Origin of the sequence: Sphingobium sp. LMA1-1-1.1 (assembly GCF_040676365.1) — a bacterium.
Lineage (GTDB): Bacteria > Pseudomonadota > Alphaproteobacteria > Sphingomonadales > Sphingomonadaceae > Sphingobium.
This window is the reverse complement of record NZ_JBEGHS010000074.1, coordinates 25,209-51,149: the sequence shown is the minus strand read 5'-3', so window position 1 is coordinate 51,149 and position 25,941 is coordinate 25,209. Positions and strand designations below refer to the sequence as shown.

Annotated in this window: 31 protein-coding genes; 25 read left to right on the top strand and 6 right to left on the bottom strand. The window is 65.6% G+C overall.

The annotated features are described in order from the left end of the window. Position 1: 1 nt before the first annotated feature. From fliF to queE, 23 genes are all read left to right on the top strand, one after another. Entirely contained in the window at positions 2–1,768 is a 1,767-nt protein-coding gene (gene fliF / locus MRBLMA1_RS21875) for a flagellar basal-body MS-ring/collar protein FliF (RefSeq protein WP_363739905.1), read from the top strand. Continuing rightward, complete coding sequence (gene fliG / locus MRBLMA1_RS21870; RefSeq protein ID WP_363739902.1) at positions 1,761–2,774, top strand: flagellar motor switch protein FliG; 1,014 nt, start codon at positions 1,761–1,763, stop codon at positions 2,772–2,774. Before fliF ends, fliG begins: the two co-directional genes overlap by 8 nt. Beyond that, a complete protein-coding gene (locus MRBLMA1_RS21865) occupies positions 2,761–3,393 on the top strand; it encodes a flagellar biosynthesis protein (protein WP_363739901.1) in 633 nt (210 codons plus the stop codon). The genes fliG and MRBLMA1_RS21865 overlap by 14 nt, the downstream gene beginning before the upstream one ends. Beyond that, complete coding sequence (locus MRBLMA1_RS21860) at positions 3,393–4,721, top strand: FliI/YscN family ATPase (protein WP_363739898.1); 1,329 nt, start codon at positions 3,393–3,395, stop codon at positions 4,719–4,721. Before MRBLMA1_RS21865 ends, MRBLMA1_RS21860 begins: the two co-directional genes overlap by 1 nt. Then, complete coding sequence (locus MRBLMA1_RS21855) at positions 4,718–5,143, top strand: hypothetical protein (protein ID WP_363739896.1); 426 nt, start codon at positions 4,718–4,720, stop codon at positions 5,141–5,143. The genes MRBLMA1_RS21860 and MRBLMA1_RS21855 overlap by 4 nt, the downstream gene beginning before the upstream one ends. After that, positions 5,136–6,938, top strand: a complete 1,803-nt coding sequence (locus MRBLMA1_RS21850; protein ID WP_363739893.1) for a flagellar hook-length control protein FliK — start codon at positions 5,136–5,138, stop codon at positions 6,936–6,938. The genes MRBLMA1_RS21855 and MRBLMA1_RS21850 overlap by 8 nt, the downstream gene beginning before the upstream one ends. 27 nt (positions 6,939–6,965) lie before the next feature. Then, a complete protein-coding gene (locus MRBLMA1_RS21845; RefSeq protein WP_363739891.1) occupies positions 6,966–7,631 on the top strand; it encodes a flagellar basal body-associated FliL family protein in 666 nt (221 codons plus the stop codon). Between the two features lie 51 nt (positions 7,632–7,682). Next, positions 7,683–8,567, top strand: a complete 885-nt coding sequence (locus MRBLMA1_RS21840; RefSeq protein ID WP_363739888.1) for a flagellar motor switch protein FliM — start codon at positions 7,683–7,685, stop codon at positions 8,565–8,567. Further along, positions 8,564–8,902 carry a flagellar motor switch protein FliN gene (fliN, locus tag MRBLMA1_RS21835; RefSeq protein ID WP_363739886.1) on the top strand — a complete coding sequence of 113 codons (339 nt, stop codon included), beginning with the start codon at positions 8,564–8,566 and terminating at the stop codon, positions 8,900–8,902. Before MRBLMA1_RS21840 ends, fliN begins: the two co-directional genes overlap by 4 nt. Before the next feature lie 85 nt (positions 8,903–8,987). Then, positions 8,988–9,254 (top strand): FliO/MopB family protein, encoded by a 267-nt coding sequence (locus MRBLMA1_RS21830; protein WP_133653814.1) that lies wholly within the window; start codon positions 8,988–8,990, stop codon positions 9,252–9,254. Between the two features lie 58 nt (positions 9,255–9,312). Then, positions 9,313–10,089 carry a flagellar type III secretion system pore protein FliP gene (gene fliP / locus MRBLMA1_RS21825; RefSeq protein ID WP_133653954.1) on the top strand — a complete coding sequence of 259 codons (777 nt, stop codon included), beginning with the start codon at positions 9,313–9,315 and terminating at the stop codon, positions 10,087–10,089. Positions 10,090–10,099: 10 nt separating this feature from the next. Then, positions 10,100–10,372: a flagellar biosynthesis protein FliQ gene (gene fliQ, locus MRBLMA1_RS21820; RefSeq protein WP_025548552.1), complete on the top strand. Its 273-nt coding sequence runs from the start codon at positions 10,100–10,102 to the stop codon at positions 10,370–10,372. Next, a complete protein-coding gene (gene fliR, locus MRBLMA1_RS21815) occupies positions 10,369–11,151 on the top strand; it encodes a flagellar biosynthetic protein FliR (protein WP_133653813.1) in 783 nt (260 codons plus the stop codon). Before fliQ ends, fliR begins: the two co-directional genes overlap by 4 nt. Positions 11,152–11,153: 2 nt before the next feature. Next, positions 11,154–12,293, top strand: a complete 1,140-nt coding sequence (gene flhB / locus MRBLMA1_RS21810; protein WP_363739883.1) for a flagellar type III secretion system protein FlhB — start codon at positions 11,154–11,156, stop codon at positions 12,291–12,293. Between the two features lie 95 nt (positions 12,294–12,388). Continuing rightward, a complete protein-coding gene (locus tag MRBLMA1_RS21805; RefSeq protein ID WP_363739881.1) occupies positions 12,389–12,844 on the top strand; it encodes a hypothetical protein in 456 nt (151 codons plus the stop codon). 81 nt (positions 12,845–12,925) lie between these two features. Next, complete coding sequence (fliD, locus tag MRBLMA1_RS21800; protein ID WP_363739880.1) at positions 12,926–14,371, top strand: flagellar filament capping protein FliD; 1,446 nt, start codon at positions 12,926–12,928, stop codon at positions 14,369–14,371. A gap of 70 nt (positions 14,372–14,441) precedes the next feature. Continuing rightward, complete coding sequence (gene fliS, locus MRBLMA1_RS21795; protein ID WP_133653809.1) at positions 14,442–14,840, top strand: flagellar export chaperone FliS; 399 nt, start codon at positions 14,442–14,444, stop codon at positions 14,838–14,840. 133 nt (positions 14,841–14,973) lie between these two features. Beyond that, positions 14,974–16,164, top strand: coding sequence for an aspartate aminotransferase family protein (locus MRBLMA1_RS21790; protein WP_363739877.1), 1,191 nt, complete (start codon positions 14,974–14,976; stop codon positions 16,162–16,164). A 135-nt stretch (positions 16,165–16,299) separates the two neighbouring features. Continuing rightward, positions 16,300–17,229 carry an ornithine carbamoyltransferase gene (gene argF, locus MRBLMA1_RS21785; protein ID WP_363739874.1) on the top strand — a complete coding sequence of 310 codons (930 nt, stop codon included), beginning with the start codon at positions 16,300–16,302 and terminating at the stop codon, positions 17,227–17,229. A gap of 182 nt (positions 17,230–17,411) precedes the next feature. After that, positions 17,412–18,344 (top strand): Hsp33 family molecular chaperone HslO, encoded by a 933-nt coding sequence (locus MRBLMA1_RS21780; RefSeq protein ID WP_363739871.1) that lies wholly within the window; start codon positions 17,412–17,414, stop codon positions 18,342–18,344. A gap of 90 nt (positions 18,345–18,434) precedes the next feature. Then, complete coding sequence (locus MRBLMA1_RS21775; protein ID WP_363739869.1) at positions 18,435–18,836, top strand: DUF3617 domain-containing protein; 402 nt, start codon at positions 18,435–18,437, stop codon at positions 18,834–18,836. 205 nt (positions 18,837–19,041) lie between these two features. Then, positions 19,042–19,734 carry a 7-cyano-7-deazaguanine synthase QueC gene (gene queC / locus MRBLMA1_RS21770; RefSeq protein WP_363739867.1) on the top strand — a complete coding sequence of 231 codons (693 nt, stop codon included), beginning with the start codon at positions 19,042–19,044 and terminating at the stop codon, positions 19,732–19,734. A gap of 4 nt (positions 19,735–19,738) precedes the next feature. After that, a complete protein-coding gene (gene queE / locus MRBLMA1_RS21765; RefSeq protein WP_363739865.1) occupies positions 19,739–20,386 on the top strand; it encodes a 7-carboxy-7-deazaguanine synthase in 648 nt (215 codons plus the stop codon). A gap of 93 nt (positions 20,387–20,479) precedes the next feature. On the opposite strand, the gene MRBLMA1_RS21760 is transcribed toward queE, so the two are convergent. From MRBLMA1_RS21760 to lipB, 3 genes are all read right to left on the bottom strand, one after another. Next, positions 20,480–21,172, bottom strand: a complete 693-nt coding sequence (locus MRBLMA1_RS21760) for a hypothetical protein (protein WP_414714785.1) — start codon at positions 21,170–21,172, stop codon at positions 20,480–20,482. Positions 21,173–21,274: 102 nt separating this feature from the next. Next, on the bottom strand, positions 21,275–21,565 hold the full coding sequence (locus MRBLMA1_RS21755; RefSeq protein ID WP_363739861.1) for a hypothetical protein: 291 nt from the start codon (positions 21,563–21,565) through the stop codon (positions 21,275–21,277). A 60-nt stretch (positions 21,566–21,625) separates the two neighbouring features. After that, complete coding sequence (gene lipB, locus MRBLMA1_RS21750) at positions 21,626–22,363, bottom strand: lipoyl(octanoyl) transferase LipB (RefSeq protein ID WP_363739859.1); 738 nt, start codon at positions 22,361–22,363, stop codon at positions 21,626–21,628. Positions 22,364–22,449: 86 nt separating this feature from the next. Between lipB and MRBLMA1_RS21745 the strand changes: the two genes are divergently transcribed. Further along, positions 22,450–23,238: a hypothetical protein gene (locus MRBLMA1_RS21745; RefSeq protein ID WP_363739857.1), complete on the top strand. Its 789-nt coding sequence runs from the start codon at positions 22,450–22,452 to the stop codon at positions 23,236–23,238. Here MRBLMA1_RS21745 and MRBLMA1_RS21740 read toward each other — a convergent pair. Genes MRBLMA1_RS21740 through MRBLMA1_RS21730 form a run of 3 tightly spaced genes read right to left on the bottom strand, consistent with a single transcriptional unit; the run spans position 23,220 to position 25,158 of the window. Then, a complete protein-coding gene (locus tag MRBLMA1_RS21740; RefSeq protein ID WP_363739855.1) occupies positions 23,220–23,819 on the bottom strand; it encodes a GNAT family N-acetyltransferase in 600 nt (199 codons plus the stop codon). The two genes, MRBLMA1_RS21745 and MRBLMA1_RS21740, sit on opposite strands and share 19 nt — an antisense overlap. A gap of 2 nt (positions 23,820–23,821) precedes the next feature. Next, positions 23,822–24,673, bottom strand: coding sequence for an oxygen-dependent coproporphyrinogen oxidase (hemF, locus tag MRBLMA1_RS21735; protein WP_363739853.1), 852 nt, complete (start codon positions 24,671–24,673; stop codon positions 23,822–23,824). 14 nt (positions 24,674–24,687) lie between these two features. Beyond that, on the bottom strand, positions 24,688–25,158 hold the full coding sequence (locus MRBLMA1_RS21730; protein ID WP_363739852.1) for a tRNA (cytidine(34)-2'-O)-methyltransferase: 471 nt from the start codon (positions 25,156–25,158) through the stop codon (positions 24,688–24,690). A 192-nt stretch (positions 25,159–25,350) separates the two neighbouring features. Here MRBLMA1_RS21730 and petA point away from each other — a divergent pair, with 192 nt between their 5' ends. Then, positions 25,351–25,932 (top strand): ubiquinol-cytochrome c reductase iron-sulfur subunit, encoded by a 582-nt coding sequence (gene petA, locus MRBLMA1_RS21725; protein ID WP_133653795.1) that lies wholly within the window; start codon positions 25,351–25,353, stop codon positions 25,930–25,932. The last annotated feature ends 9 nt before the right edge of the window (positions 25,933–25,941 follow it).

The following is a 25,941-nucleotide window of genomic DNA, read 5'->3' as shown; positions in this document are numbered from 1 at the left end:
TATGAGCGAGAACGCACTCACCCCCTCCGTTGGCGGCGCTGCCGCTCTTCCCGCCGCCAGCCCCGCTTCCTTTGGCGGCGCCAAGGGCGTCGACGCGCTGAAGGCGCGCTTCACCGGCTTCATGAAGCAGCCGGCGGTGGCGAAAAGCCTGCCGCTGCTGGGCCTGCTGGGCGTTGTCGCCACGGCGGGCGCGGCCTGGCTGGCGCTGCGCGAGCCGCCGCAGCGCGATCTGTTCCGCGCTTTGCCCGATGCCGACAAGTCGGCCGTGGCGCAGGTGCTGGACCAGAACGGCATTCGCTATGACTTCGACAATAGCGGCAGCATGACCGTTGGCGAGGACGATTATTTCAAGGCGAAGATGATGCTCGCCGCGCAGGGCCTGCCCAAGAGCGCGCCCGACGGCAACAGCATGATCGACAGCCTGCCGATGGGCGCCAGCCGCGCCGTGGAAGGCGAAAAGCTGCGTTCCGCCAGGGAAATGGACCTGGCTCGCACCATCGAGGCGATCGACAGTGTCGAGAGCGCCAAGGTCCACCTCGCGGTGGAGCCGCCCAGCGTGTTCCTGCGCGAACGGTCCAAGCCGTCCGCCTCGGTCATGCTGCGTCTTGCCTCTGGTCGCCAATTAACCGACGCCCAGGTCAGCGCCATCGTGCATCTGGTCGCCTCATCCATCCCGGAACTCAATCCGGAGGACATCTCGGTCGTCGACCAGAATGGCCGCCTGCTGAGCAACAATGACAGCAATGCCGCCGACGACCGCCAACTGGCCGTCCAGACCAGGATGGAGGATCGCTATCGCCAGTCGGTGATCGCGCTGCTGACCCCGATCCTGGGCGCCGGCAAATTCTCTACCGAGGTTCATACCGAACTCAACTTCGCGGAGCGTCAGGCGACCCGCGAGACCTATCCGCAGGACGAGGCGCGCCTGCGCACGGAGCAGGGCACCTGGGCTTCCGACCCGCGCGGACAAGGTACCGGTAGCGAGGCGAGCGGCATCCCCGGTGCGCTCAGCAATCAGGCGCCGGTCAACCCGACCGTGACCCAGACCAACCCCAACGGTCAGGCTGTGGCCCAAGGTTCGACCAATCAGGGCGCCACCAGCGCACAGACCGCCGCCCAGCCGGGCACGCCGGCCAATCCGCTGATGAAGACCGAAGAGACCTTCAACCGCAGCTTCGAACTGGGCCGCGAAGTCTCCGTGACCAAGGACGCCATCGGCACGGTCAAGCGCCTGTCGGTCGCCGTCGCGCTGGACAATGGACCGGACGGCAAGCCGCGCAGCGCGCAGGAAATCGCCGCGCTGGAGGCTCTGGTGAAGGGCGCGGTCGGCTTCGACCAGGCGCGGGGCGACGTCGTGGCCCTGTCCTCGCGCAGCTTCGCCAAGGAAGAAGTCGTCCAGGCGCCCTGGTATGAGGCCGGATGGGTATCGCCGCTGGTGCGCAATGTCTCCGCCCTGCTGGTCGCCTTGCTGGTGATCTTCGGCATCGGCCGCCCGCTGCTGAAGCGCCGCGCCGCCGTCCAGGCCGCCGCCGCTGAACAGATCGCCGCGGAGGGCCAGAAGATCGGCCGGGAAATCTCGACCGAACTCAGCCGTCAGGCGACGGTCAATCCCGACGGGTCGATGCCGGTCACGCTCGACATGATCTCCTCCACCTATGACTACGCCCAGCGCGCCGACCTGATCCGCAATTTCGTGAAGCAGGATCCGGATCGCGCCGCCCTGGTCGTCCGCGACCTTCTGAAGGAAGGGAAGAAGGAAAATGCCTGAGGTCGCAACCGCTGCTGCACTGAAGGGCAGCGCCGCCGCCGCCGTCCTGCTGATGCTGTTCGACGAGGATGAGGCCGCGCAGATCCTTTCGCGCCTGGAGCCCGAGGAAGTGCGCCAGCTTGGCTACGCCATGTATGACGTGGCTGACGTGCAGGTCGAGGAAGTCAACGAGGCGCTGGATCATTTCGTCACCAAGGCGAAGAAGCGCACCACCATCGGCTATGGCGCGACCCGCCATATCCGTGGCGCGATGACCAAGGCACTGGGTGAGGAGCGGGCCGAGAACATGCTCGCCCGCATCACGCCGCCGACCCGTTCCACCCAGCTTGAAATGCTGAAATGGATGGACGCGAAGGAAATCGCCGTGCTGATCGAGGCGGAGCATCCGCAGATCATGGCGATCGTGCTTGCCCATCTGGAGGCGCCGATCGCGGCCGACGTGCTGCAATTGCTGCCGACCGAGCATCAGGAAGAGATCGTCTATCGCATCGCCACGCTCGGCCCCGTCTCGAACGAGGCGCTGGACGACCTCGAACAGCTTCTGCTGCGCGGCAACATGGCCAAGAAGCAGGGCGGCGCTTCCCAGCGCGGCGGCACGATCGAGGCGGCGGCGATCATGAACAATGTCCGCAAGGACAATGAGCAGCGCATCATCAAGGCGCTGGCCAAGCGGGACAAGATGGTCGCCCAGACGATCGAGGAGGAGATGTTCGTCTTCGACAACCTGATCGACATGGACGACAAGAATATGGGCACGCTGATGCGCACCGTCGACAGTTCGATCCTGGTGGTCGCGCTGAAGGGCGCGAACGAGATGCTGAAGGCCAAGATCTTCGGTTCCATGTCGGCCCGTGCCGCCCAGGCCATCGCCGACGAGATCGAAGAGCGCGGGCCGATCCGCCTTGCCGAGGTCATCGACGCGCAGAAGCTGATCATCGCCACCGCCCGCCGCATGGCGGACGCGGGCACCATCATGCTGGGCGGCAAGGGGAATGATTTTGTCTAAGCTCTGGGGCAGCGCAGAGGTCGCGAGCATTCCGCTTGGCGGCATGGGAAAGGTGACGAGCGGGGGCTTTCGCAGCCTGTTCACCGAGGCCGCAAGGATGCCCGGTCGCGCCGTCAATGACGTGGTGCCGCAGAGCGAGGAGGATGTCCTGGAACAGGCCCGCGCCGAGGCCTTTGCCATGGGCTTCGACGAGGGTTGCCGGATCGCCACCGAAGCGAGCGGTGCCGAGGCGGAGGCGCGCGAGCGGCTGACCCAGGCGCTCGAACTGCTGGCTCCCGCACCGAGCGGCATGCTTTCCACCATGTTGTCCGCGACGGTGGTGCGGCTGGTCGAGCAGATTGTGGGCGAGGTCGAGATCGACATCGAGCGGCTGGTCGAGCGCTGCGACAGCGTCGCCGCCTTCATCGAAGGTCATGACGACAGGGGTGCGTTGCACATGCATCCCGATGACGTCTCGCTGCTCGAGGGCGAGGTGCTGGGCGTCAAGCTGGTCGCCGATCAGGACATGCATCGCGGCTGCGTGCGGCTGGAAACCGCCGACGGTTGGGTCGAGGACGGGCCGGATGTTCGCCTGTCGCGCCTGCGCGCGCTGCTCGACGATATGGAGGGCAAGGCCTGATGATTCGCGCCGCGCTGGCCCAGGCGGAAACGCTGTTCGATCATATGCAGGTGCAGAACCGCGCACCGCGCCACGTCGGCCGGCTGGTCAGTCATGATGCGGGCATGCTGGAAGTCACCGGCTTTCGCCGTCCCATCGGCGCCGGCGCGCGGCTGATCGCGGCGGACGGGACGATCTGCCGTGCCGAAGTGGTCGGCTTTCGTGGCGACAGGACGCTGCTGGTGCCGCTTGATGCCGACGCGCCGCTGGAAAATGGCGCGCGGGTGGAGCCGGACAGCCAGGCGACCATGGTGCAGGTGGGCGAGGGGCTGATCGGCCGCGTCATCGACGCCATGGGCCAGCCGCTGGACCGCAAGGGGCCGATCATCGCGGGTGGCTCCTGGCCGCTCAACGGGGTCAAGGGCAATGTGCTTGACCGGGGCCGCGTGACCGAGCCGTTCGATCTTGGTGTGCGCGCCGTCAATGCGCTGCTGACCGCCGGCCGCGGCCAGCGTATCGCGATCATCGCGGGTTCCGGCGTCGGCAAATCGGTGCTGATGGGCCAGATGATCCAGGGCGCCGAAGCGGACATCGTCGTCGCGGGCCTTATCGGGGAACGCGGCCGCGAGGTCAGCGACTTTCTGGAAACCAAGCTGAAGGGCGCGATGCACAAGAGCGTCGTCGTCGCCGTGCCAGCCGACCATCCGCCGGTGTTGCGCCTGCGCGCCGCCGCCCGCGCCACCGCCATCGCCGAATATTTCCGGGCGCGCGGCAAGAAGGTGCTGCTGCTGATCGACAGCCTGACCCGCTGCGCCCATGCCCAGCGGGAAATCGGGCTGGCGCTGGGCGAGCCGCCCGCGATGAAGGGCTATCCGCCATCGGCGCTGGCGATGATTCCGCGTCTGGTCGAGCGCGCCGGCGTCGACAGCCGCAGCGGCGGCTCCATCACCGCGCTTTACACAGTGCTGGCCGATGGCGACGACACGGACGATCCCATCGTCGATGCCGCCCGCGCCATCGTGGACGGGCATTTCGTGCTGTCGCGCCATCTGTCGGAGCAGGCGATCTTTCCCGCCATCGACATCGGCAAGTCGCTCTCCCGCGTCATGGCGGACGTGGTGCCGGACGAACATCGTCTTGCCGCCGCCAGCTATCGCCGCCTCTGGGCCGCCTATGAGGAAAATCGCGACCTTATCCTGATGGGCGCCTATCGGCCCGGCAATGATCCGGTGATCGACGAAGCGGTGCAGCGGCGGCAGGAAATACTGGATTTCATCCGGCAGGATCAGAAGAGCTTCATCGACCTTGACAGCAGCGCCGCCGCCCTCATCGCCGAGTTCGGCGCGTGAAGGCAGAGGTCGCCCGTCGCCAGCGCGTGCTGCGCGTCCGCCATGTCCAGCATGCCATGGCCGCGACAGAAACCGCCCGCGCCCGCGACGAGGCGGAGGGCATCGCCCGCAATGTCGAGCGGCTGCGCAATGTGCGAAATGATCTTTTTATGGGGCAGGGCGTCGCAACTGGCGCGAATTTTGCAGCGATGCAGGAACTGGCGGGCCGGCTGGAACAGGCGGGGCGCCAGTTGGATGGTGCGCTCTACGATGCGCGTCGCAAGGTGGAGGTCAAGGAAGGCCTTTCCCTCGCGGCCAATCGGGATCGCGAAATCGCCGTGAAGCTCAAGGATCGCGCCCGCGCGGACCTGGAGGAATGGCGGGAAAACAAACTCGCGGCGTTGCCGCGCTATCGCCGGATGCAGAGGACAGGAGATGTCTGACGTGAACATGCCGACCAGCCTCAAGACGCTGCTCTTTTCCTCGGCGGCGGCGCCCATGCCCGCCGATGGCGCGGCCGCATCGGCCACGCCCGTGGAAGGGGCGCCGAATTTTGCCAGCGTGCTGAGCGGCACGATGGACGCTTCGCAGGAAGCGCAGGAAGCGCAGGAAGGTACCGCGACAGGGGGTCTGCCGCAGGTCGATTCGACCGCAACTCCGGCCAAGGCCGGCAAGGCCGACGAGACGCTCTCGTCCTTGTCCTTCGGCCTGGCCAATGCGCTGAGGGCCGTGCAGAGCCATCGCAAGGATTCGCTGCCGCTACCGCCCGGCCTTGCCGCGAAGATCGACGCGCCGGCGCAGCCTGGCGTTGATCAGGCTAGCGTCGATCAAGTCGGCGTCGGGGGGACGGCGCCTGCGCACATTGAGGGCAGCGTGGAAGAGGTCGCGGCGCAAGAGTCCGAGCCGGTTCCGGTCGCGAGCGAAGAGGGCGAAACTGACGCGCTGGAACTGCCCGTCGTGACGCCCGACAAGCATGCCAAGGCCACGCGTTCCGGCAAGGAAGCCAAGCCGGGGAAGGTAGAGGCTCAGCCGGAAACCGTGGCGGTGGAGCATTCCGACGATTTGGCGCCTGCCGAACAGGGCGACACGGACAAGCCGAACGAACAGGCCGATGCGGCGCCGGCTCCGGCAACGGTCGTCGCCCCTGTCCAGACATTCGCCCCTGTCCAGACATTCGGGCCGCAAGGCGTGCCGGCGCAGGTGCTGCCGACGTCCGCACCCGTGGTCACGGAAACGGCGCCCGTCCGACCGGATGGCGGCAAAAATCTGCCGGCAGCGGCGCCATTGCCGCCCTCATTTGCCGGACAGCCGGTTGAAGCGACGCATGTGGCGAATGGCTCCGCGCCGCCCGCCATGGCTGCGCCTGCGGCATCGGACGAACAGGCTGAAGGCCCCGTACCCGCCGCGCACCCTCAGGGCGCCCCGGTGAAGTCGGAGGCACTTGCCTTGCTCCAGATGGTGCGCGATCAGGTTGCTGCCCGCCAGCCGGGCACGCCCGTCCGCGCTGGAGAAGCGTTGGCCGCCCGCGCCAGGACTGGCCGGTCTGCTGCACCGGTCGAGACCAGCCCGGCCAATGCCGTCCAATCAAATCCGGTCGATGCCGCCCCCCAGATGCCGGTCGTCCAGCCCACCGCTGCGCCCTCCGTCCAGCCGCCGGTTGCGGCTGCGCCGGCCGATTTGTCCGCCAGCCTTGGCGCGCAGGTCGTAGACATGGGCGTTTCCGGCCAGTGGATTGATGGCCTCGCCCGCGAGATTGCGGGGCTGTCCGCAAATGGCGCGCAGGGCCGGTTCCAGATCAACGCCGACCAACTTGGGCCCGTGCAGGTCGATATCCGGCAGGGCAGCGATGGCGCGACGGTCAGCCTGACCGTCGCGAGCGAAGCCGCCGAAATGGCACTGCGCCAGGACAGCGACCGGCTGCGCCTCGACGCGGGTCTTTCGGCCGTGCGCATCGCCGAGGTGAAGATCGATCGCATGCCGCATGTGGCGGAAGCCGCCAGGTCGGACGGCGCCAACCAACAGCAATCGCCCCAGCAACAGGGATCCCAGGGCGCCAATGGCTGGGCGAACAACAGCCAGAATATGGCGCAATCGCAGGGTCAGGCGCAGGGTCAGGGCCGCTGGCGCGCCCAGGAAAATAACGCGCTCGCCCCTAAAAATTCCGGCGATCCGGCCGTTCTTAACCATGACGAGCTGCGCCGCGCCGGCAATTCCGCCGCCCGCGCGCGCTATGCCTGACGACAGGGTTTACGGGGATTTTGACCGATGAGTGACGAGGCCAAGCCGAAGAAGAAAAAGGGCGGGCGGATGAAGCTGATCCTGCTCATCGCCATCGCCATGGTGGTTGGTGGCGCGGGGGCGGCAGGCGGTCTTTATGCCGCCGGTTTCTTCAGCCCTAAGGAAGAAGGTCCGAAGGAGGACCTGAACAAGCCCGTGCTCGTGCTGGCGGGCGAAAGCGCCGAGGACGTGGCGAAGGCCCATGGCTATGCCGGCGGCGGCGGCGGTGGTGAAGGCGGCGGGCATGAGGGCGGCGGTGGCGGCGGACATGCCGTGCCGGGCGCCCATATTCCCGCCAAGGGCATCGACCTGCCCAGCCCGGCGAATCCTGCCGCCTATCAGGCGACCTATTTCCAGCTTCAGACGCCCTTCACCTCCAACATGTCGGATACGGACGCCTTCGCCCAGATTTCCATCGCGGTATCGACCTATTACGACATTCGCGTCGTCGATGCGATCAAGGCCCATGAGATGGCGATTCGCAGCCAGGTTCTGATGATGCTGGCCGAGCAGCCGGTGGAGGCGTTGTCGACGCCGGAGGGCAAAAGGGCGCTCCAGGCGAAGATCAAGACCGTCATTAACGACATTCTGAAGCAAAAGACGGGCTATGGCGGCGTCGATAACGTTTATTTTACCAATTTCGTTATTCAATAGGGCTGCCTGAACGTGCGGGAAGTCCCCCGCCCGGGACGGCTGGGGACTGAAATGACCGATGTTCAAGCCTATGCCTTCGGGCAGGCGGAATCTCAGGCGCCGCTGATGCTGTCAGGGCTGGACCGGCTGGGCGAAAAGCTCGGCCGGCGTTTGCGCGCCCTCATCGAGCCGATCGCCGGGGTTCGCCCGCATGTCGCCGCGCATGATGCGCGCGCGCTGGAATTCGGCGCCTGGGCGCATGAAGTGCCTGGTTCCTCCAGCATCGGGGTCTATCGCCTGTCGCCGCTCAAGGGGCAGGTGCTGCTGCGGCTCGATGCGGCGATGATCTCGACGCTGGTCGACTGTTTCTATGGCGGGATCGGCAATCGGGCATTGCCGCCGCGCGGGGAGTTCACGCCGACCGAAGATCGCCTGATCACGCGCATTTCCGATGCGTTCATGGCCCGGTTGGTCGAATGCTGGAGCGACATGCTGACAATAGAGGCGGGTCTGATCGTCCGGGAAACCGGCATCGGCTTTGCCGCCGCCGCCCAGCCGGGCGAGCAGATGGTGCTGCAGCGCTTCCTCATCAGCGTCAGCCGCGACGCCGAATGGCCGATCGACCTGCTGTTCCCGCTGTCCGCGCTGCGCGCCGTTGAACCGTTGATGGGCAACCGCGTCCCGGTCGATGATGAACGCGCCGACCCGGTGTGGCAGGCCCGCATGGCCCAGCGCATGCGCGACATCCGCCTGCCCGCGCGCACGGTGCTGGCGCGCCCTGACCTGTCCCTGGCCGATTTGATGCGGCTCAAGGCCGGCGACATCATTCCCGTCACCATCAACCGCAGCCTGCCGCTGATCGTGGGCGACCGCATCGTCGCCCATGGCTCGATCGGCGAACAGGATGGCCGCGCCGCATTCCAGATCGAAAAGCTTGCACAGGAAACCGGACAATGAGCGATATGAGCGAAGCCCCCCGCCTAGACAATGTGGGCGAGGACAGCATTTCCCGCATGGTGAACAACCGCCAGTTCCGGTTGCTGGCCGATATTCCCGTCCGCATGTCGGTGGAGGTCGGATCGACCTCGCTCCGGCTGGCGGAGGTCATGGACCTCAGCGAAGGCAGCGTCGTGGAACTCGACCGCCAGGCCGACGACCTGCTCGACATCATGGTCAACGGCGCGCTGATCGCCAAGGGGGAGGTGGTGACGGTGAACGGGCGCTACGGCATCCGCATCGTCGAAATCGCGGCCGCCGAAAGCCGGCTTGCGGGCGTGGAACGGCGCGGCTGAAACGCGGGCGGCTGATTTACCGCTTGCCTTGCGCGCCAATCTTTCGGAACGGATGACGAATTAACCATCTTCGCGGAAAGCCCTCATGATCTGGTATTTCGTCAAGCTGCTGATCTTATTGCCTCTGGTCGGGGGCATGGCCTTCGGCGCGCTCTGGCTGTGGCGCAAATATCAGCCCGGCATGATGGTCGGGCAGAATGATCGATCGCTCAAGCTGCTGGAAGCGTTGCCGATGGGCACGTTCGGCAAGCTCGCCGTCGTGGAGTTCGAGGGGAAGAAGATCCTGCTGTCCGTCACGCGCGGGCGGATCGAGAAGATCGCGGAAGGCGACCCCTATCGTGCCGGGCGCTGACAGCCTGTCCACCGTCATTCCCGCGACCCGAAGGACGGCGACGGCCCATGCGGGAACGATGAAATGGGCGTTGGCCGCGCTGCTGCTTGCGGCCCTGTTCATCGCCATTCCCGCTTTCGCGCAGGCCGCGCCTGCCGCCCCGGCCCCGGTGAACAATGGCGGCGCGCTGAGCCGCGCCATGGGGCAGATCAGCGGCGACGGGCGTTCGCTCTCGCTGTCGCTGCAGATCCTGATCCTGATGAGCCTGCTGACGGTGCTGCCGTCGCTGATCCTCATGATGACCAGCTTCACCCGCATCATCATCGTCCTGTCGCTGCTGCGCCAGGCGCTGGGATTGCAGCAGACGCCGCCCAATCAGGTGCTGGTGGGTCTGTCGCTGTTCCTTTCCCTCTTCGTGATGCGGCCCGCTATCGACCAGATCAACGCCCAGGCCTTCGACCCCTATGGCAAGGGGCAGATTTCGATCGAGGAGGCCGTGGGCCGTTCGGGCAAGGTGCTGCATGGCTTCATGACCAAGCAGACGCGCGAGACCGACCTCAAGCTCTTTTCCAACCTGGCGGAGGCGCCCGCCTTCCGCTCGGCCGCCGACATTCCCTTCTCCATCCTGCTGCCCGCCTTTGTGACGTCGGAACTGAAGACCGCGTTCCAGATCGGCTTCATGATCTTCCTGCCCTTCCTGATCATCGACCTTGTGGTCGCGTCGACGCTGATGGCGCTCGGCATGATGATGTTGTCCCCCACGATTATCTCCATGCCCTTCAAGCTGCTGCTGTTCGTGCTGGTCGACGGTTGGGCGCTGACGATGGGGTCGCTGGCCGGCTCCTTCGCGACATAGGGCCAAGGGGATGGAAAACGCCGATTTCTTCATGGGGCTGGCGCAGCAGGCGCTGTGGATCACGGCGCTGGCGGCGGCGCCGATCCTGATCCCGGCCCTCATCGCGGGCGTCGTCATCGGCATGGTGCAGGCGGCGACCTCCATCAACGAACAGACGCTGGCCTTCATCCCGAAGATTATCGTCGTCGGCGCCATGCTGGTGCTGTTCGGCGGTTCCATCATGGTGCTGATCGCCGATTTCACGCGCGAGATTTTCGAGCGCATTCCGGACCTGCTCCAATGATCGCGCCGGGCTTCGCCAATGTCGAAGTCCAGCTGTGGATCTGGCTCATCGCCATGATCCGCCCCGGTGCCGCGTTCATCGCCGCCCCGGTATTCGGCGCGCCCGCCGTGCCGTTGCAACTGCGCCTGATCCTGTCGCTGGCACTGGGCATGGCGGCGCTCAACAGCGTGCATATCCAGCTTCCCGCCGACGGCGTCGCCAGCTTCCAGGGCGTGATGATGGTCGCGGGCGAGGTGCTTGCCGGACTTGCCATCGGCTTTGCGGTGCAGATCGGCTATGCCGCCGCGCTGGTCGCGGGCGAAGCCATCGGCAACACCATGGGCCTCAATTTCGCGGCGATGGTCGATCCGTCCTCCGGCCAGGCGACTCAGGCGGTGGGCCAGTTCCTCTCCATCCTCTCGACCTTCCTGCTGCTTGCCATGGACGGGCATCTGATGCTGGTGAGCTTCGTCGTGCAAAGCTATCAGGCGCTGCCGCCGGGCGGCGCGATGCTCAGCAACGATGCTGTCTGGCACCTGATCGAATTCGGCGGCGCGCTGCTGGGCGCGGGCGTCACCATCGCCCTGCCGGTCGGGTTCGCGCTGGTGCTGGTGCAGATCGTCATGGGCATGCTGGCCCGCACCGCGCCTGCGCTCAACCTGTTCGCGGTCGGCATGCCGGTGGCGTTGATGACGGGACTCATCCTGCTTGCCGTCACCGCGCCGATCATGGGCGAGGGGATCACCGCCGCGCTCAAGGCCGGGCTGGAGCAGGCCCAGATGATCGCGGAAGGGCGCTGACCATGGCCGAGAGCAATGGCGGCGGCGAAAAGACCGAAAGGCCGACAGCCAAGAAGCTGAAGGACGCGGCGAAGAATGGCGACATTCTCCAGTCCCGCGATCTCGCCACCGCATTGGTGGTGATGGCGGGCATCGGCTGGATGGCGGTCACCGGGCCTTCGATAGTCGAATCCCTGTCCGATATGCTGATAGAGGCGCTGCGTTTCCGGCGCGAGGACATCGTCAATTTCGCTCCGGCCGACCGGGGTTTCGCCTTGCTCTCCGGCATTGCCCTGCCGGTCGCGGGGATATTGCTGGCGACCTTGCTCGCGGCCGTTGCGGGGCCGGCCCTGCTCGGCTCGCTCGGGTTTCGCCCCGGCGCCTTCGCGCCCAAGGCGTCGAAACTCAATCCCGCGGCCGGCCTCAAGCGCATGTTCGGGCTCCAGGGGCTGATCGAACTCGTCAAATCCGTTGCCAAGGTCGCGTTGCTGGGCGCCATCGGCGTCTGGATGATCTGGGACCGGCTGACGGAGATCGTGGGGCTGGGCAGGGCGGGGCTGGCGCCCGCCATGGCGGATCTCGGCAACATGTTCATCCTGACCTGCCTGGTCATGGCGGGCGGCCTGTTCCTGATAGCGGGCATCGACGTCCCCGCCCAGTTGATGCAGCGGTCCAGGCGGCTTTCGATGACCAAGCAGGAAATCAAGGACGAGCACAAGGAGAGCGAAGGTTCGCCTGAACTGAAGGGGCATATCCGCCGCAAGCAATATGAGGTGCTGAGCGGTTCGACCCGCAAGGCCGTGGCGGAGGCGAGCGTCATCGTCACGAACCCCACCCATTTCGCCGTTGCCCTGCGCTACAAGCCCGGGCAGGACGCCGCGCCGGTCGTGGTGGCGCGCGGCTGCGACGCGATAGCCGCGGCGATCCGCGAGCTGGCGGACCAGAATGGCGTCACGGTGCTGCAATATCCCGAACTGGCGCGCGCCATCTACTTCACCTCGCGCGCGGGGCAGGTCGTCAATGAGGGACTGTACATGGCGGTCGCGACCGTGCTCGCCTTCGTCTTCCGGGTCGAGAATCGGATGGCTAGCGAGATGGATCGTCCCTTCATCACCGTGCCGGACGATCTGCGTTTTGATGCGGATGGCAAAAAATCTTCTTGATAATCATGTGCTTGATGAAAACCGGTCGTCCTTAACTTAAGTTTAGGACTTAATATCCGTATAATATTCATGGGGACGCATTAAGATGGTGCGTCATGAACGACTATATTTCGCGGACAGAATTGTCGGTAGATCGCGGCGCGGCCCGCGCACCCTCTGCCGTGTCCGCGATCCAGCCGGTTTCGTCCTCCGCTGCCACGCAGCAGGGTGGACAATCCCCCAGGCGGGCCATGCCCGAGGATCAGCCAGCCGCCGAGGAAAGCATCGCCAGCAGCGCCGAATATGCCAAGGTGCATGCCCGCATAGCCGACATATTGGGTGATCTGCGCAGCCAGGGCGGCACCGCGACGGTCCAGGGCGCGGCCGATGAGATACAGTCGATGTTGCCGGCGCCGCAGGTGCTGGTTCCCCTGCCTCCCGCTTCGAAGGAAGCGGTGGAAAGCACCATCCGCATCGCCAAGCGCATCGCGGAGCAGGCCGCCTATGCCCATGCGGCGCAGGCCAATGTCCGCCGAGGCGCGGTAGACCAGATCCTTTCGCCGGGCACCTGAACAGGGCGCCTGCGAGAGCGCGAAAATCATTCCTAAAGGTCTTCGCGCTACGGCCGTTCTCTCTTCTGAAAGGACGGCCCAATGACTTCGGTGAGCAGCAGCATCTTGACGGCGCTAGGCGCGGGATCGGGCATCGACACCGCGTCGCTCGTCTCCAGCCTGGTAAGCGCCACCAAGGAACCGCGCCAGCAGGCCATCACCAGCCGCCAGACGTTGAATACCGCACGGATTTCTGCCCTGGCATCGGCGTCCAGCTCGCTCGATACCTTTGCCGACGCGATGAACAGCCTGCTGTCGGGCACCAGCTATTCGGGGACGCCCGCTTCCAACGACCCCAGCATCGCAGCGGTCAGCGCGCTGCCCGGCGGCACGCCGAGCGGCCTTCCCGCCCAGCTTGAGGTGCGCAACCTGGCGACCAGCCGGACCCTGGTGTCTGCGGTCAACACCAACAGCGACGCGGCGAGCGGCGCTGCGGCGACCGTCGGCACCGGCACGCTGATGCTGCAAGTGGGTTCGGGCGCTGCCGTTCCCATCACCATCACCTCGTCCAACAACAGCTATGCCGGCCTGGCCGCCGCCATCAACGCGTCGGGCACCGGGGTCACCGCCTCCGTCATCACCGATTCGCAGGGAACGCGCCTGATGATGAAGGGGCCGACCGGCGCGGCCAATGAAATCTCGCTGACGGTTTCCTCCTCCACGCCCGACGCCAGTGGTGCGTCGCTGGACCAGTTCGCCTGGACCAAGACCAGCCTGCCCGCCGGCAGCACCATGGCCAGCGCCGCCGATCCGGGCGACGCTGTGATCCTGCTCGACGGCGTGGAGCAGCATTATGCCAGCAACACCATCGACAGCGCGATCCCCTATCTGCGCATCGACCTCAACAAGGCGGCGCCGGGGACCAGCGTCACGCTCGCCACGACCGAGCCGACCACGTCGATGCGCGACCTGATGGTCGAATTCGTCGATGCCTACAACACGTTGATGAAGGCGCTGAACACGGCGACCTCCACCGGTACCGACTCGTCCAATGCGGGCGTGCTGAACGGGGAATCATCGATCCGCGACATGAAGCGGCAGCTGTCGCAGATGGTGTCGACCGCGCTCAGCAGCACGGGCACCTACAGGACGCTGAACGACCTGGGCGTCAGCACCAATCGCGACGGCACGCTCTCGCTGGACACCAAGGCGCTGGACCAGGCGATCGCCGCGGATCCGAAGGCGATCACGCAATTGTTGAACCCGTCGGTCAAGACAGCCACGAATGTCGGCATTGCCGGGCTGATGGACAGCGTGCGCGACAACATCAAGAAGGATGGCGGGCCGCTCGCCACCACGCAGGACAAATATGAGCAGCTGGCGAAGGAACTGACGGATCAGCTCGACAAGCTCGATACCCAGATGACCAACTATCAGGACCAGCTCACCAAGGTCTATTCGGCCATGGAGACGCGCCTGTCGGCACTGAAGGCGACGCAGAGCTATCTCCAGCAGCAGGTCGCTCTCTGGACCAAGAACGACAACTGATTTCCAGGCGGTCGGACCGATCGCTGACTGAGAAATCGCGGAAAATGAATATCAAAGGGGTCGGAATATCATGTTCTACAATCATGGCGGGTTCGGCGGCACGGCAGCGGCGCGGCGCTATGCGGCGGTCCATTCGGGCAGCCGGATCGAGGGAGCGACGCCGCACGCGTTGGTCAAGGTGCTGTTCGACGAGCTGCTGCTGGCGCTGGACGCCGCCGCGCTGGCGGAACGCAATGGCGACCGGCTCAAGGTTTCCGACAAGCAGGCCCGCGCCATGTCGATCCTGTTCGCGCTGGAATCGAGCCTTGATTTCGACAGGGGCGGAGACATCGCCACCGGCCTTGCCCAGATCTACCGCGAGGCCCGGCGCTTGCTGCTCGTCGGCGCCAAGGAACATGATGCCGCGCCGGTCGAGCAGGCCCGCCTGATGGTCGGCGAGATCGCGGAGGCGTGGGACCAGATCGGCTGAAGACAGGGGCATCCTGCGGGGTTGCGCCATCAAAGGTGCGCCTGTATAGGCAGCGCTCGCAAAGGGCGGCCCGGCGGGGGCCGCCTTTTTGCGTTTCGGACTTTGTTTGCATCAGCCCAGAAAGGGAAGGACCATGTCGATTACGCCGCTCATGCCCGTTTACCCCCGGTGCGATGTACGCCCGGTCCGAGGCGAGGGCTGCTATCTGATCGGGGAGCGCGGCGAGCGTTATCTGGATTTCGCCAGCGGCATCGCGGTCAACCTGCTGGGTCATGGCCATCCCAGGCTGGTCAAGGCGATCGCGGATCAGGCTGCGACGCTGATGCACACGTCGAACCTCTACGGCATGCCGCTGGGCGAGAAGTTCGCGCAGCGCCTGGTCGACACGACCTTTGCCGACACGGTGTTCTTCACCAATTCGGGTGCGGAAGCGGTGGAGTGCGCGATCAAGACCGCGCGCCGCTATCATTATGTCAATGGCCAGGCGCACCGGCACAAGATCATCAGCTTCGACAACGCCTTCCACGGGCGGACGCTGGGGACGATTTCCGCCACCAGCCAGCCCAAGATGCGTGACGGCTTCGAACCGCTGCTGCCCGGCTTCACCGTGGTGCCCTTCAACGATCTGGCGGCTGCGACGGCCGCCGTCGACGACGACACCGCCGGTTTCCTGGTGGAAACGGTGCAGGGCGAAGGCGGCGTAACCCCGGCGACGCAGGAATTCCTCTCCGGCCTGCGCAAGCTGTGCGACGAGCAGGGGCTGCTGCTGATCCTGGATGAAGTGCAGTGCGGCTATGCCCGCACCGGCACGTTCTTCGCCCATGAACAATATGGCGTGGTCCCCGACATCATGGCGGTGGCCAAGGGCATTGGCGCGGGCTTCCCGCTGGGCGCCTGCCTCGCGACGGAGGAAGCGGCCAAGGGCATGGTGTTCGGCACCCATGGCTCCACCTATGGCGGCAATCCGCTGGCCATGGCGGTGGGCATGGCCGTGCTGGACGAGGTGCTGGGCGAGGGTTTCCTCGACCATGTGCAGGCCATGGGCGCGCGCCTGCGTTCCGCGCTGGAGCAGCTCATCCCCAATCATGACATGTTCGAGGATGTGCGCGGCCTGGGCCTGATGCTGGGCGTCAAGCTGAAGGATGATTTCGACGCCCGCGCCTTCGTGGCGCATCTGCGCGATGATCACGGCCTGCTGACCGTTTCGGCGGGGCAGAATGTGGTGCGCATCCTGCCGCCGCTGGTGATCGAGGAAAGCCATGTCGCGGAATGCGTCGAACGGCTTTCGGCCGGTGCGCGGAGCTTTGCGGAGGCTGAGGCCTGACATTCCTGCCGTTCGTGCCGCGTGGGTAGTGGGCGACGTCGAAGACCTGTATCGAAACATCCACCCTTCGATACGTGAACGCGACATGCTCGACGGGCTGCCCGGGACGAACGGCGATTTGAAGGAAGACCTTCAATGACCAGACATTTCCTGAATCTGAGTGACGCGGGCGGCGATGCGATCGCCGCGATGATCGCCGACGCCATCGATCGGAAGGCGGCGCGCGCGAGCTGGCCCAAGGGCAGGGCCGATGCGGATGCGCCGCTCGCCGGCCATACGCTGGCGATGATCTTCGAGAAGAATTCCACCCGGACCCGCGTGTCGTTCGACATGGCTATCCGCCAACTTGGCGGCACGTCGCTGATCCTCGACGGCGCGACCAGCCAGCTTGGCCGCGGGGAGACCATCGCCGACACCGCCCGCGTGCTGAGCCGCATGTGCGACGCCATCATGATTCGGACGGACGATCATGCCAAGATCGAGGAAATGGCCCATCATGCCAGCGTTCCGGTGATCAACGGCCTAACCGACCTGTCGCACCCGTGCCAGATCGTCGCCGACCTGCTGACCGTGGTGGAGCATGGCGTGGCGTTGCCCGGCAGCCAGTGGGCATGGCTGGGCGACGGCAACAATGTGCTCCATTCCATCGTCGAGGCGGCGGGCCTCATGAAGTTCGGCGTGCGTATCGCCGTGCCGGAGGGCTATGATCCCGACCCATCCTTCGAAGCCGAGGCGCAGGCCTGTGGCGCTGACATCCTGCGCACCCGCGATCCGCAGGCGGCGGTCGCGGGCGCGGACATCGTCGTCACGGACACCTGGATTTCCATGGGGCAGGCCCATGCCGAGGAGAAGCTGAGGGCGATGATGCCCTATCAGGTGACGCCCGAACTGATGGCGCTGGCCCGGCCGACGGCGAAATTCCTCCACTGCCTGCCCGCCCATCGCGGCGAGGAAGTGGTGGAAGCGGTGATCGACGGCCCGCAGTCGTTGATCTGGGACGAGGCGGAAAACCGCATCCATGCGCAGAAGTCGGTGCTGCTCTGGGCGCTGGGGCGACTTGGATGAGCTGTTGTTTGGCCATTGGCCGCCGCTAAGCGGGCCGTGCTCCTGCCTGCGCAGGAGCATGTTGTGCTTCAAGGAGGGGGCTGCCCCACCCAATCCAAGCCCATTTGCAAGCTCGACGATCGCCCCCTATCTAATCGCCTTTGCATGATCGGCGCGTCCTGGCGCGCTGTACGGAGCCTGACTTGACCTCTTCCGCCACACTCGACCAGGCCCTTGGCTTCACCATCCCTTCGCGCCATGCGCGCGGGCGGATCGTGCGGCTGGGGCCGGTCCTCGACGATGTCCTTGCCGCCCATGCCTATCCGCCGCAGATCGAGCGGCTGCTTGCCTCCGCGCTGGTGCTGGCGGTGCTGCTGGGTTCGACGCTCAAGGATGCGGGTGGGCAGCTCACGCTTCAGGCGCAGACCGAAAATGGCGTCGTCAGCCTGCTGGTGGCCGACTACAAGGCGGGCGAGGTGCGCGGCTATGCCAAGTTCGACGCCGACCGGCTTGCCGAACTTGGCCCCGATCCGACGCTGTTCGGCCTGTTCGGCAAGGGCTATCTGGCCATCACCTTCGACCAGGCTGTGACTGGCGAGCGCTATCAGGGGATCGTCCCCCTGGACGGCGAATCGCTGGCCGACGCGGCGGAACATTATTTCTTCCAGTCCGAACAGATCCCCAGCATCGTCCAGATCGCCACCCGCCATGATGCGGGGGAGGGGTGTCTGGCCGCCGGCCTGCTGCTGCAGCACTTGCCCGAGGGGGAGGTTGGGCGGGAACGGCTGCATGTCCGCCATGACCATCCCGAATGGGAACATGTCCAGGCGCTGGCCCATACCCTCAAGGATGCGGAGCTGACCGACACCGCGTTGCCGCTGTCGGACATCGTCTGGCGGCTGTTCCATGAAGAGGAGGAGGTGCGCGTCACCGATCCCACGGCGCTCAGCAAGGGGTGCCGTTGCGACCTGGAGCATATCCGCAGCGTCATCGGCCGCTTTCCCGCGGCGGAGCGGGCAGACATGGCGGATGACCAGGGCATTATCGGCGTCGACTGCGCCTTTTGCTCGCGCCTCTTCCCGGTCGCGCTTTCGAGCTTCCCGGAGGCCGGCTTTCCAGACCAGCTTCCCGGATGAATGAGTGGCCCTTCCGGATATTGCTATGAAATTGCCGCAATTGACGGGCAAGGCTGATTCAGTTCAGCAACGGTCGACAGGGGGATCGGAATGACGGCGAAGCTGCGCGCCCTTGGCGCGGCGATGGTGATGATGATGACGATCTCCGGCGCCCAGTCGGCGGCACCCGTGTCGCGCCTGCCCAAGGGGCTGGAGACGGGCGAATGGGAATTGCGCGAACGGGGCGAGGATGGCCCGGCGCGCAGGCTCTGCATATCCAGCCTCAACCAGCTTCTGCAAAGCCGTCATGCGGGCCATGCCTGCAAGAGCTTCACCGTCAGCGATGCCGCCAGGCGGATGGTCGTCACTTATGAATGCGGCGCGGCGGGCAATGGGCGAACGGACCTGCGCATCGAAACCTCCCGACTGGTGCAGATCCAGTCGCAGGGCATCGCCGATGGCGCGCCCTTTGCCTTTGCGCTGGAAGGCCGCTGGCTTGGGGCCTGCCATTAGGCCGGATCGGCTTCAGCCCTGACGGCCTGCAAATGGCGGCTTTCCGTGCTTCCGGTGCTCACCTACTGGAAGTACGCAGCGCGCCGGGTCACGAAAAACCACCATTTTCGGCTCGTCATCATCTGAATGTCGATCCGGCCTAGCGAAAAGCGCTCCGGACGTGACCGGCTTGCGCTGATGCGTCGGGAGGCGTAGCGCGGCGCTCATGGTTGCCCATAATGGAAAATTCGCTGTCGTCCTGCTGTCGGGCGGGCTCGACTCCATGGTGGCGGGCGGGCTGGCGCGCGAGGCCGGCTATCGCCTGTTCGCCCTTTCGATCGATTATAACCAGCGTCACCGGCTGGAATTGCAGGCGGCCGCGCGCGTCGCATCGGCGCTGAACGCCATTTCGCATATCGTGCTGCCGCTGGACCTGACCGCCTTTGGCGGGTCCGCGCTGACCGCCGACATCGCTGTGCCGAAGGGCGGCGTCGGCGAGGGAATCCCGGTGACCTATGTGCCGGCGCGCAACACCATATTCCTCTCGCTGACCCTGGGGCTGGCCGAGGTGGTGGGCGCGAACGACGTGTTCATCGGCGTCAATGCGCTCGACTATTCGGGCTATCCCGATTGCCGGCCGGAGTTCATCGACGCCTTTCAGAAGATGGCCGCGCTGGCCACCAAGGCGGGGGTGGAGGGGCATCCGATCCGGATCAATGCCCCGCTTCAGCATATGAGCAAGGCCGACATCGTGCGCGAAGCCGACCGGCTGGGGCTGGATGCAGGGTTGAGCTGGTCCTGCTATGATCCGACGCCGGACGGCAGCCATTGCGGCCTGTGCGACAGCTGCCGCCTGCGGTCCAAGGGTTTCGTGGAGGCTGGCCTGCCCGATCCCACCATCTATGCGAAGAAGCCCTGACGCCATGAGCTACGCCGTCAAGGAGATGTTCCTGACCCTTCAGGGGGAAGGGGTCCATGCCGGGCGCCGGGCCGTCTTCCTGCGTTTTGCCGGCTGCAACCTCTGGACCGGGCGGGAGCAGGACAGGGAAACCGCGATCTGCCGCTTTTGCGACACGGATTTCGTCGGGACAGACGGCGATGGTGGCGGCAAGTTCGCCGATGCGGACGGTCTGGCCGCCGCCGCACTGGCCTTCTGGGGCGAGGGGCGGGAGGGGCGCTATATCGTTCTTACCGGCGGAGAGCCGATGCTCCAGATCGATGACGCGCTGGTCGATGCGCTCCATGCCCGCGGCTTTGCCATCGCGATCGAGAGCAACGGCACCTTGCCCGCGCATCCGGGGCTTGACTGGGTCTGCATCAGCCCCAAGGCAGGCAGCGAAGTGGTGCAGCGCAGCGGCAATGAGCTGAAGCTGGTCTGGCCGCAGCCCGGGCAGGGGCACAGCCTGGCCGATGTCGAGGATATGGAGCGCTGGGCCTTCGATCATTGGCTCGTGCAGCCGCTCGACGATCCGAAGGCAGCGGAAAACGCGCAGGCAGCGGTGGACCTGGTGATGGGACGGCCGCGCTGGCGGCTCAGCCTCCAGTCGCATAAATATCTGGGATTGCGCTGACGGCTGACGGTCGTGGGGCGGGACGGCGGCCCCGCGCCCGGCCCTCTCCCCCGGAAGGGAGAAGATCACGGATCCGTTATCGGGCGCCCATCCTTATGGCTGGACCCCGATCTTCTGGTTCCATGCAAGCTGGCAGGCCGGCAGCATCTTGCCCTTCTTCCAGCATTTGGGGTCGAAGGATGGCAGGGTCAGCGAATAGCCGCGGCCCGGATCGCCGTAAAATTGCTCGCCTGCCAGGATCAGCGACTTCTTGATCGACCCCAATCCGTTGCGCGCCACCTCGTTCAGCGTACCGCGCTGGGCGAAGATCGCCTTTCGTCCGACCAGCCCCGCCGCCTGGCAGAAGCCGCGCTGCGCCTGCACCGTGGAATAGCCCGAATAGATGCGCGTGCCATATTGGTCCGACGCCATCTGGCCGGCCTTGCCCTTGCCGACCGTGCGCTGGAAATAGCCGAGCAGAGTCGCCTGCGCTGCGTCCAACTCGGCGTCATGATGGGCGATCATGGCATTATAGTTGCTGATCGACAGCAGCGTCGGCTCGAACTGGCATTGCAGCGCCGCGACGTTCAGTGCCGCGCGCAGGTTCCATACCAGGCCCGCCTTGACCTCCGCAGGCGTCGCGCCCGGCAGGCCGAGGGCGGTCGTGGCTTCGGCATCGGTCAGGGGCGGGCTCGAGAAATCGGGCGGCGACCAGAAGAATTGCGCGCTCGCCGGCTGCGTCACCAGCACTGCTCCGGTCATGGCCAACAGCAGGGCGGCCGTGCGCCCAAAGGATCGGTACCCCATGGAACGACCCACATCACGCAATGTCATCGAAATCCCTCTTTGAAACGAGCGCTGCAAACTATCCCCCGCTCGTCTGTATCATGCCTGAACGCGTGCGCCAGCCTATTGATCCGACAGCACTTCGGTATCGGCCGCCGGCTTGGCCTCGCTTTCATTCGCCGCCGCCGCCGGAGCGGCCGCATTGTCGCTGCGGTTGGCGGGAAGCGCCGTGGCCGCGCCCTCGCTCTGCACGCCGTCCAGATCCGTCATGGCGTCGGTCGTGGTGCCGTCCACCACTTCCAGATTGTTCATGGGGACGGCGGTGCTGCTTTCCTTCTTGCTGCCGCATCCGGCCAGCATCATGCATCCGGCCGAAATGAATATTGCCATTGTCGTCTTGACGTCAGGACGCATCCGGGTCTCCTAAAGCGTGCGGCATGCCCGGCAGCCCCCCACCTGGCGAAGGCCGCGACCCTAGCGGCCCGTTTCACATTGCTCAACCCCTGCTTCGTCGGCGGCCGGGCACCGGCGCAGGCGGCTGATAAAGGCAGGAAAATGCCGGGCGAGCGCCGAGTCCAGCTCTGCCATCGGGACTTGGATGCCCAGCGCGGCCATGCTGGTCACGGGATATTCGGCCAGGCCGCACGGCACGATGCCTCCGAAATGGGACAGGTCGGGGTCGACATTGATCGAAAAACCATGAAGCGTGACCCAACGCCGCACCCGGATGCCCAGCGCGCCGATCTTCGCCTCCCGCCCCTGGGTGTCGTCGGTCCAGATCCCGATCCGCCCCTCCGCCCGCCGCGCCGCAATGCCGAAATCGCCCAGCGCGTCGATCATCCATCCCTCCAGATGATGGACGAAATTCCGCACGTCCCTGCCTCTTTCCCGCAGGTCGATGTTGAGATAGCCGATCCGCTGGCCCGGCCCATGATAGGTATAGCGGCCGCCGCGTCCCGCATCGTGCACCGGAAAGCGCGGGTCGAGCAGTTCGGCAGGATCGGCGCTGGTCCCGGCCGTATAAAGAGGTGGATGTTCGAGCAGCCAGACCCGCTCGGCGGCCTGCCCTTCGAAGATCGCGGCCGCCCGCGCCTCCATCTCCGCGAGAGCCTGGGGGTAATCGACCGGCGTATGTTCGACGCGCCATTCCACGTTCTGGATGGCGGAAGCCTGTTCGGCCGGGGATTGCGGGGAAGGGGATTGCCGGGACATGGCGTTTCCTTGACTTGGGCAGAGCGAGCGATCAAGTCTCCTGCGCGATTTTCAGAGTATCGGACAGGGAACAGGGCTTAAGAGATATGGCGACAATGTCCATCGGCAAGGCGTGGGAGGAGGCGGTGGCCTTTGTCGCGCGCGAAAGCAGCCTGCTGTTTCCCGTCGCCCTGCTGTTCGTCGCGCTGCCGGGCCTCATCCTGCAGGAGATGACGCCGCCCGAACTCGCCAAATGGAACCTGGCGGAAAGCACCATGCCGCAGGTTCCGGGCAGCTTCTGGCTGGCGATGATGCTGGCGGTGATCATCATCTGGTTCGGATCGCTGACCCTCTTCGCGCTTGCCCTGCGGCCCGGCATCAGCGTGGGAGAGGCGCTGCGGCTGAGCTTTGCGCGCCTCCCGGTGTTGCTGGGCGTGGCGCTGGTGGTCGCCGGCTTCCTCGCGGGCGCGGTGATCGCCGCCACGCTGGTGGTGACGATCCTGTCGCTCATCGCCAAGCCTCTCGGCGCGGCGCTGGGGCTGCTGCTGGGCGCGGGCGTGGTGGCCGTGACCATCTTCGCGAGCGTGCGGCTGCTGTTGCTCAATCCCGTGGTGATCGACGGGACCGAAGGCGTCATGGCTTCGCTGCGCCATGGCTGGGCGCTGACCAAGGGGCATTTCTGGCGGCTGTTCGGCTTCATCGTGGCGCTGACGCTGCTGTCGGCCATCGTCGGCGGCGCGGCGCAGGCGGTGTTCGGCCTGGTCGGGACGCTGATCGGCGGTCCGACCGGCGGCCGTCTGATCGGCAGCGTGGCTGCCGCTGCGGTATCGACCGTGGTGCAGGTCTATATGCTGGTGATGCTGGCGCGGCTTTATCGTCAGGCGGTGGGCAACTGACCCAGCACCGGCACATGCGGTGCGGCGTCGAGGGACAAAAGCCCCGCCAGCCGCGGATCGGCGAAGGTCTCAACTTCACGCCGGTAGGGCACGAAACCGGCCTTGCGATAAAATCCCAGCGCCGCCGGGCTGTCGAGGGTACAGCTGTGCACCCAGAAGCGCGTGACCTCCCTGCGCCAGGCCAGCGCCTTGGCCTGCGCCATCAGCCACCGGCCCAGCCCCTTGCCGGTGAGTTCAGGGATCAGCCCGAAAAAGGCCAGTTCGCAGTCGGGCAGTGAACGAAAGTCCAGTTCCAGCAGCCCCACCTCCACGCCCCGCGGATCAGTGACGGCATAAACCTCGACCGCGGGATCATGGATGATCGTGCTCAGAGCCTCATCGTCCATCACCAGACGGGAGAACCAGAGCCACGGTTCGCCCACCCGCCGGAACAGCGCGCGATAGACTTCGGGCGCGGGCGCCTTCCACGGCACCAGCCGCAATGGGGCGGGCGGGATGGGGGCGGGTTTCGGCCGTTCCCGCATTTCCAGATGGGTGACGATCGTCGCGATCTGGTCGTCGGGAACCGGCGCCAGGCCCATGTTCAGCTCCAGCTTGCCATGGGCGGCAGGCTCATCAGGATCGCGTCGACATTGCCGCCGGTCTTGAGCCCGAACAGCGTGCCGCGGTCGTGCACCAGGTTGAATTCGGCATAGCGGCCGCGCCATTCGAGCATGCGGGCATAATCCTCCTGCGACCAGCTTTCATGCATGCGGCGGCGGACGATGGGGGGAAAGGCCTTCAGAAATGCCTCGCCAATGTCGCGCGTAAAGGCGAAGTTGGCGTCGAAATCGCCCTCCAGATGGTCGTAGAAGATCCCGCCGACGCCGCGATGCACGCCGCGATGGGGGATGAAGAAATAATCGTCGGCCCACGCCTTGAACCGGGGATAATAATCCGCGTCATGCGCGTCGCAGGCGGCCTTAAGCACTTCATGGAAAAATGCCGTGTCCTCCTCCCGCGGCAGGGGAGGGTTGAGGTCCGCGCCGCCGCCGAACCAGCTTTTGGATGTCCTCAGATAGCGCGTGTTCATGTGCACGGCCGGGACATGGGGGTTGGCCATGTGCGCCACCAGGCTGATGCCGGTGGCGAAAAAGTGCGGATCTTCGCTCGCGCCATGGATCGTCTTCGCGAATTCGGGCGAGAAGGCGCCCCCTACGGTCGAGACGTTGACGCCCACCTTCTCGAACACCTTGCCCTTCATGACGCCGCGCACGCCGCCGCCGCCTTCTCCCGGCGCCAGGCCCGGTGCCTCGCGATCCCAGGCGACATAGTCGAAGCGGGCGTCGGATCCCGCCTCCCGCTCGATCGCCTCGAATTCGGCGCAGATGCGGTTCCTCAGTGATTCGAACCAGTCGCGGGCGGATTGCTGTTGCGGGTCGAGCGCCAAGGTCATTTTCGGTAACTCTGTCATTGCGGGAAACTTCCAGTCTGGCGAAGGGCCTCGGCTACCGCGATGCCCGTGGAAACGGCGATGTTCAAGGACCGAAAGCCCGGCGCCATGGGGATGCGCACGCGCACATCGGCCAGATCGCGCACGCTATCGGGTACGCCCGCGCTCTCCGATCCCATCAGCAGAACGTCGCCGGCGCGAAATTCCACCTCCGGCAAGCGTTGCGAGGCGTGGCTGCTCATCAGCATCAGCCGGCGTCCTTCGGCCCTGCGCCGGGCATCGAAGGCATCGAAATTGGCATGCCTGGTGATATCGGCGGCCGCGCCATAGTCCATCGCCGCGCGCTTCAGCTTCGCATCGGAAAAGGCGAAACCCATCGGCATGATGATGTCCACCGGTACGGAAAAGCAGGCGGCAAGGCGCAGAATCGCGCCGACATTACCAGCGATTTCGGGTTGATAAAGGGCGATACGCATGCGCCGCGCCATAGAACAGTGCGGTTAATTCTCCTAGCCTGTCTAAAAGGCTTGGCAAATGGCGCATCCTACGGTTATCAGGCCTGCAAACCGCGCCAGGGGGAAAGGCGTGCCCATCTGCATGGGCGCTGCGGCTCTCCTGATAACATAGCCATAACGGGCAATGCGGCGGGGCCAGGGACGTTCTTGCAAGGGTTGAGGTGCATGGCGATCGTTGAACATTTGGAGAGTGAGGGGGCATCCGTCTCCGATGGAGGCGGCAGCGACGGTGTTCGTCGTCGCGATTTCATCAACATCGCTGCGGTGAGCTTTGCCGGGGTGGGTGCGGTCGCGGTGGTCATACCGCTGGTCGATCAGATGAACCCCAGCGCCGACGTGCTGGCGCTTGCTTCGACGGAGGTGGATCTTTCCGCGATCCAGCCGGGTCAGGCGATCAAGACCACCTTCCGGGCGCAGCCGCTGTTTGTCCGGCATCTGACCGAAAAGGAAATCGCGGAGGCCGACAAGGTTGATCCGTCCACCCTTCGCGATCCGCAGACGCTGGAGCAGCGCACGGTCGACGGCAAGAAGCAGTGGCTGATCACCATGGGTGTCTGCACCCATCTGGGCTGCGTGCCGCTGGGCGCGGGCGAGGGTGAGAATCGCGGCGAATTCGGCGGTTATTTCTGCCCCTGCCACGGCTCGTCCTACGACACGGCGGCCCGCATCCGTAAGGGACCCGCGCCTAAGAACCTGGAAGTACCGAAGTACAGCTTCACTTCCGACACTGCCATTCTCGTGGGCTGAGGGGGACTG

Coding starts and splice junctions, on each gene's coding strand:
- fliF (WP_363739905.1), top strand. CDS start 2: ATGAGCGAGAACGCACTCACCCCCTCCGTTGGCGGCGCTGCCGCTCTT.
- fliG (WP_363739902.1), top strand. CDS start 1,761: ATGCCTGAGGTCGCAACCGCTGCTGCACTGAAGGGCAGCGCCGCCGCC.
- MRBLMA1_RS21865 (WP_363739901.1), top strand. CDS start 2,761: ATGATTTTGTCTAAGCTCTGGGGCAGCGCAGAGGTCGCGAGCATTCCG.
- MRBLMA1_RS21860 (WP_363739898.1), top strand. CDS start 3,393: ATGATTCGCGCCGCGCTGGCCCAGGCGGAAACGCTGTTCGATCATATG.
- MRBLMA1_RS21850 (WP_363739893.1), top strand. CDS start 5,136: ATGTCTGACGTGAACATGCCGACCAGCCTCAAGACGCTGCTCTTTTCC.
- MRBLMA1_RS21845 (WP_363739891.1), top strand. CDS start 6,966: ATGAGTGACGAGGCCAAGCCGAAGAAGAAAAAGGGCGGGCGGATGAAG.
- MRBLMA1_RS21840 (WP_363739888.1), top strand. CDS start 7,683: ATGACCGATGTTCAAGCCTATGCCTTCGGGCAGGCGGAATCTCAGGCG.
- fliN (WP_363739886.1), top strand. CDS start 8,564: ATGAGCGATATGAGCGAAGCCCCCCGCCTAGACAATGTGGGCGAGGAC.
- MRBLMA1_RS21830 (WP_133653814.1), top strand. CDS start 8,988: ATGATCTGGTATTTCGTCAAGCTGCTGATCTTATTGCCTCTGGTCGGG.
- fliP (WP_133653954.1), top strand. CDS start 9,313: ATGAAATGGGCGTTGGCCGCGCTGCTGCTTGCGGCCCTGTTCATCGCC.
- fliQ (WP_025548552.1), top strand. CDS start 10,100: ATGGAAAACGCCGATTTCTTCATGGGGCTGGCGCAGCAGGCGCTGTGG.
- fliR (WP_133653813.1), top strand. CDS start 10,369: ATGATCGCGCCGGGCTTCGCCAATGTCGAAGTCCAGCTGTGGATCTGG.
- flhB (WP_363739883.1), top strand. CDS start 11,154: ATGGCCGAGAGCAATGGCGGCGGCGAAAAGACCGAAAGGCCGACAGCC.
- MRBLMA1_RS21805 (WP_363739881.1), top strand. CDS start 12,389: ATGAACGACTATATTTCGCGGACAGAATTGTCGGTAGATCGCGGCGCG.
- fliD (WP_363739880.1), top strand. CDS start 12,926: ATGACTTCGGTGAGCAGCAGCATCTTGACGGCGCTAGGCGCGGGATCG.
- fliS (WP_133653809.1), top strand. CDS start 14,442: ATGTTCTACAATCATGGCGGGTTCGGCGGCACGGCAGCGGCGCGGCGC.
- MRBLMA1_RS21790 (WP_363739877.1), top strand. CDS start 14,974: ATGTCGATTACGCCGCTCATGCCCGTTTACCCCCGGTGCGATGTACGC.
- argF (WP_363739874.1), top strand. CDS start 16,300: ATGACCAGACATTTCCTGAATCTGAGTGACGCGGGCGGCGATGCGATC.
- MRBLMA1_RS21775 (WP_363739869.1), top strand. CDS start 18,435: ATGACGGCGAAGCTGCGCGCCCTTGGCGCGGCGATGGTGATGATGATG.
- queC (WP_363739867.1), top strand. CDS start 19,042: ATGGTTGCCCATAATGGAAAATTCGCTGTCGTCCTGCTGTCGGGCGGG.
- queE (WP_363739865.1), top strand. CDS start 19,739: ATGAGCTACGCCGTCAAGGAGATGTTCCTGACCCTTCAGGGGGAAGGG.
- MRBLMA1_RS21760 (WP_414714785.1), bottom strand. CDS start 21,172: ATGGGGTACCGATCCTTTGGGCGCACGGCCGCCCTGCTGTTGGCCATG.
- MRBLMA1_RS21755 (WP_363739861.1), bottom strand. CDS start 21,565: ATGCGTCCTGACGTCAAGACGACAATGGCAATATTCATTTCGGCCGGA.
- lipB (WP_363739859.1), bottom strand. CDS start 22,363: ATGTCCCGGCAATCCCCTTCCCCGCAATCCCCGGCCGAACAGGCTTCC.
- MRBLMA1_RS21745 (WP_363739857.1), top strand. CDS start 22,450: ATGGCGACAATGTCCATCGGCAAGGCGTGGGAGGAGGCGGTGGCCTTT.
- MRBLMA1_RS21740 (WP_363739855.1), bottom strand. CDS start 23,819: ATGGGCCTGGCGCCGGTTCCCGACGACCAGATCGCGACGATCGTCACC.
- hemF (WP_363739853.1), bottom strand. CDS start 24,673: ATGACCTTGGCGCTCGACCCGCAACAGCAATCCGCCCGCGACTGGTTC.
- MRBLMA1_RS21730 (WP_363739852.1), bottom strand. CDS start 25,158: ATGGCGCGGCGCATGCGTATCGCCCTTTATCAACCCGAAATCGCTGGT.
- petA (WP_133653795.1), top strand. CDS start 25,351: ATGGCGATCGTTGAACATTTGGAGAGTGAGGGGGCATCCGTCTCCGAT.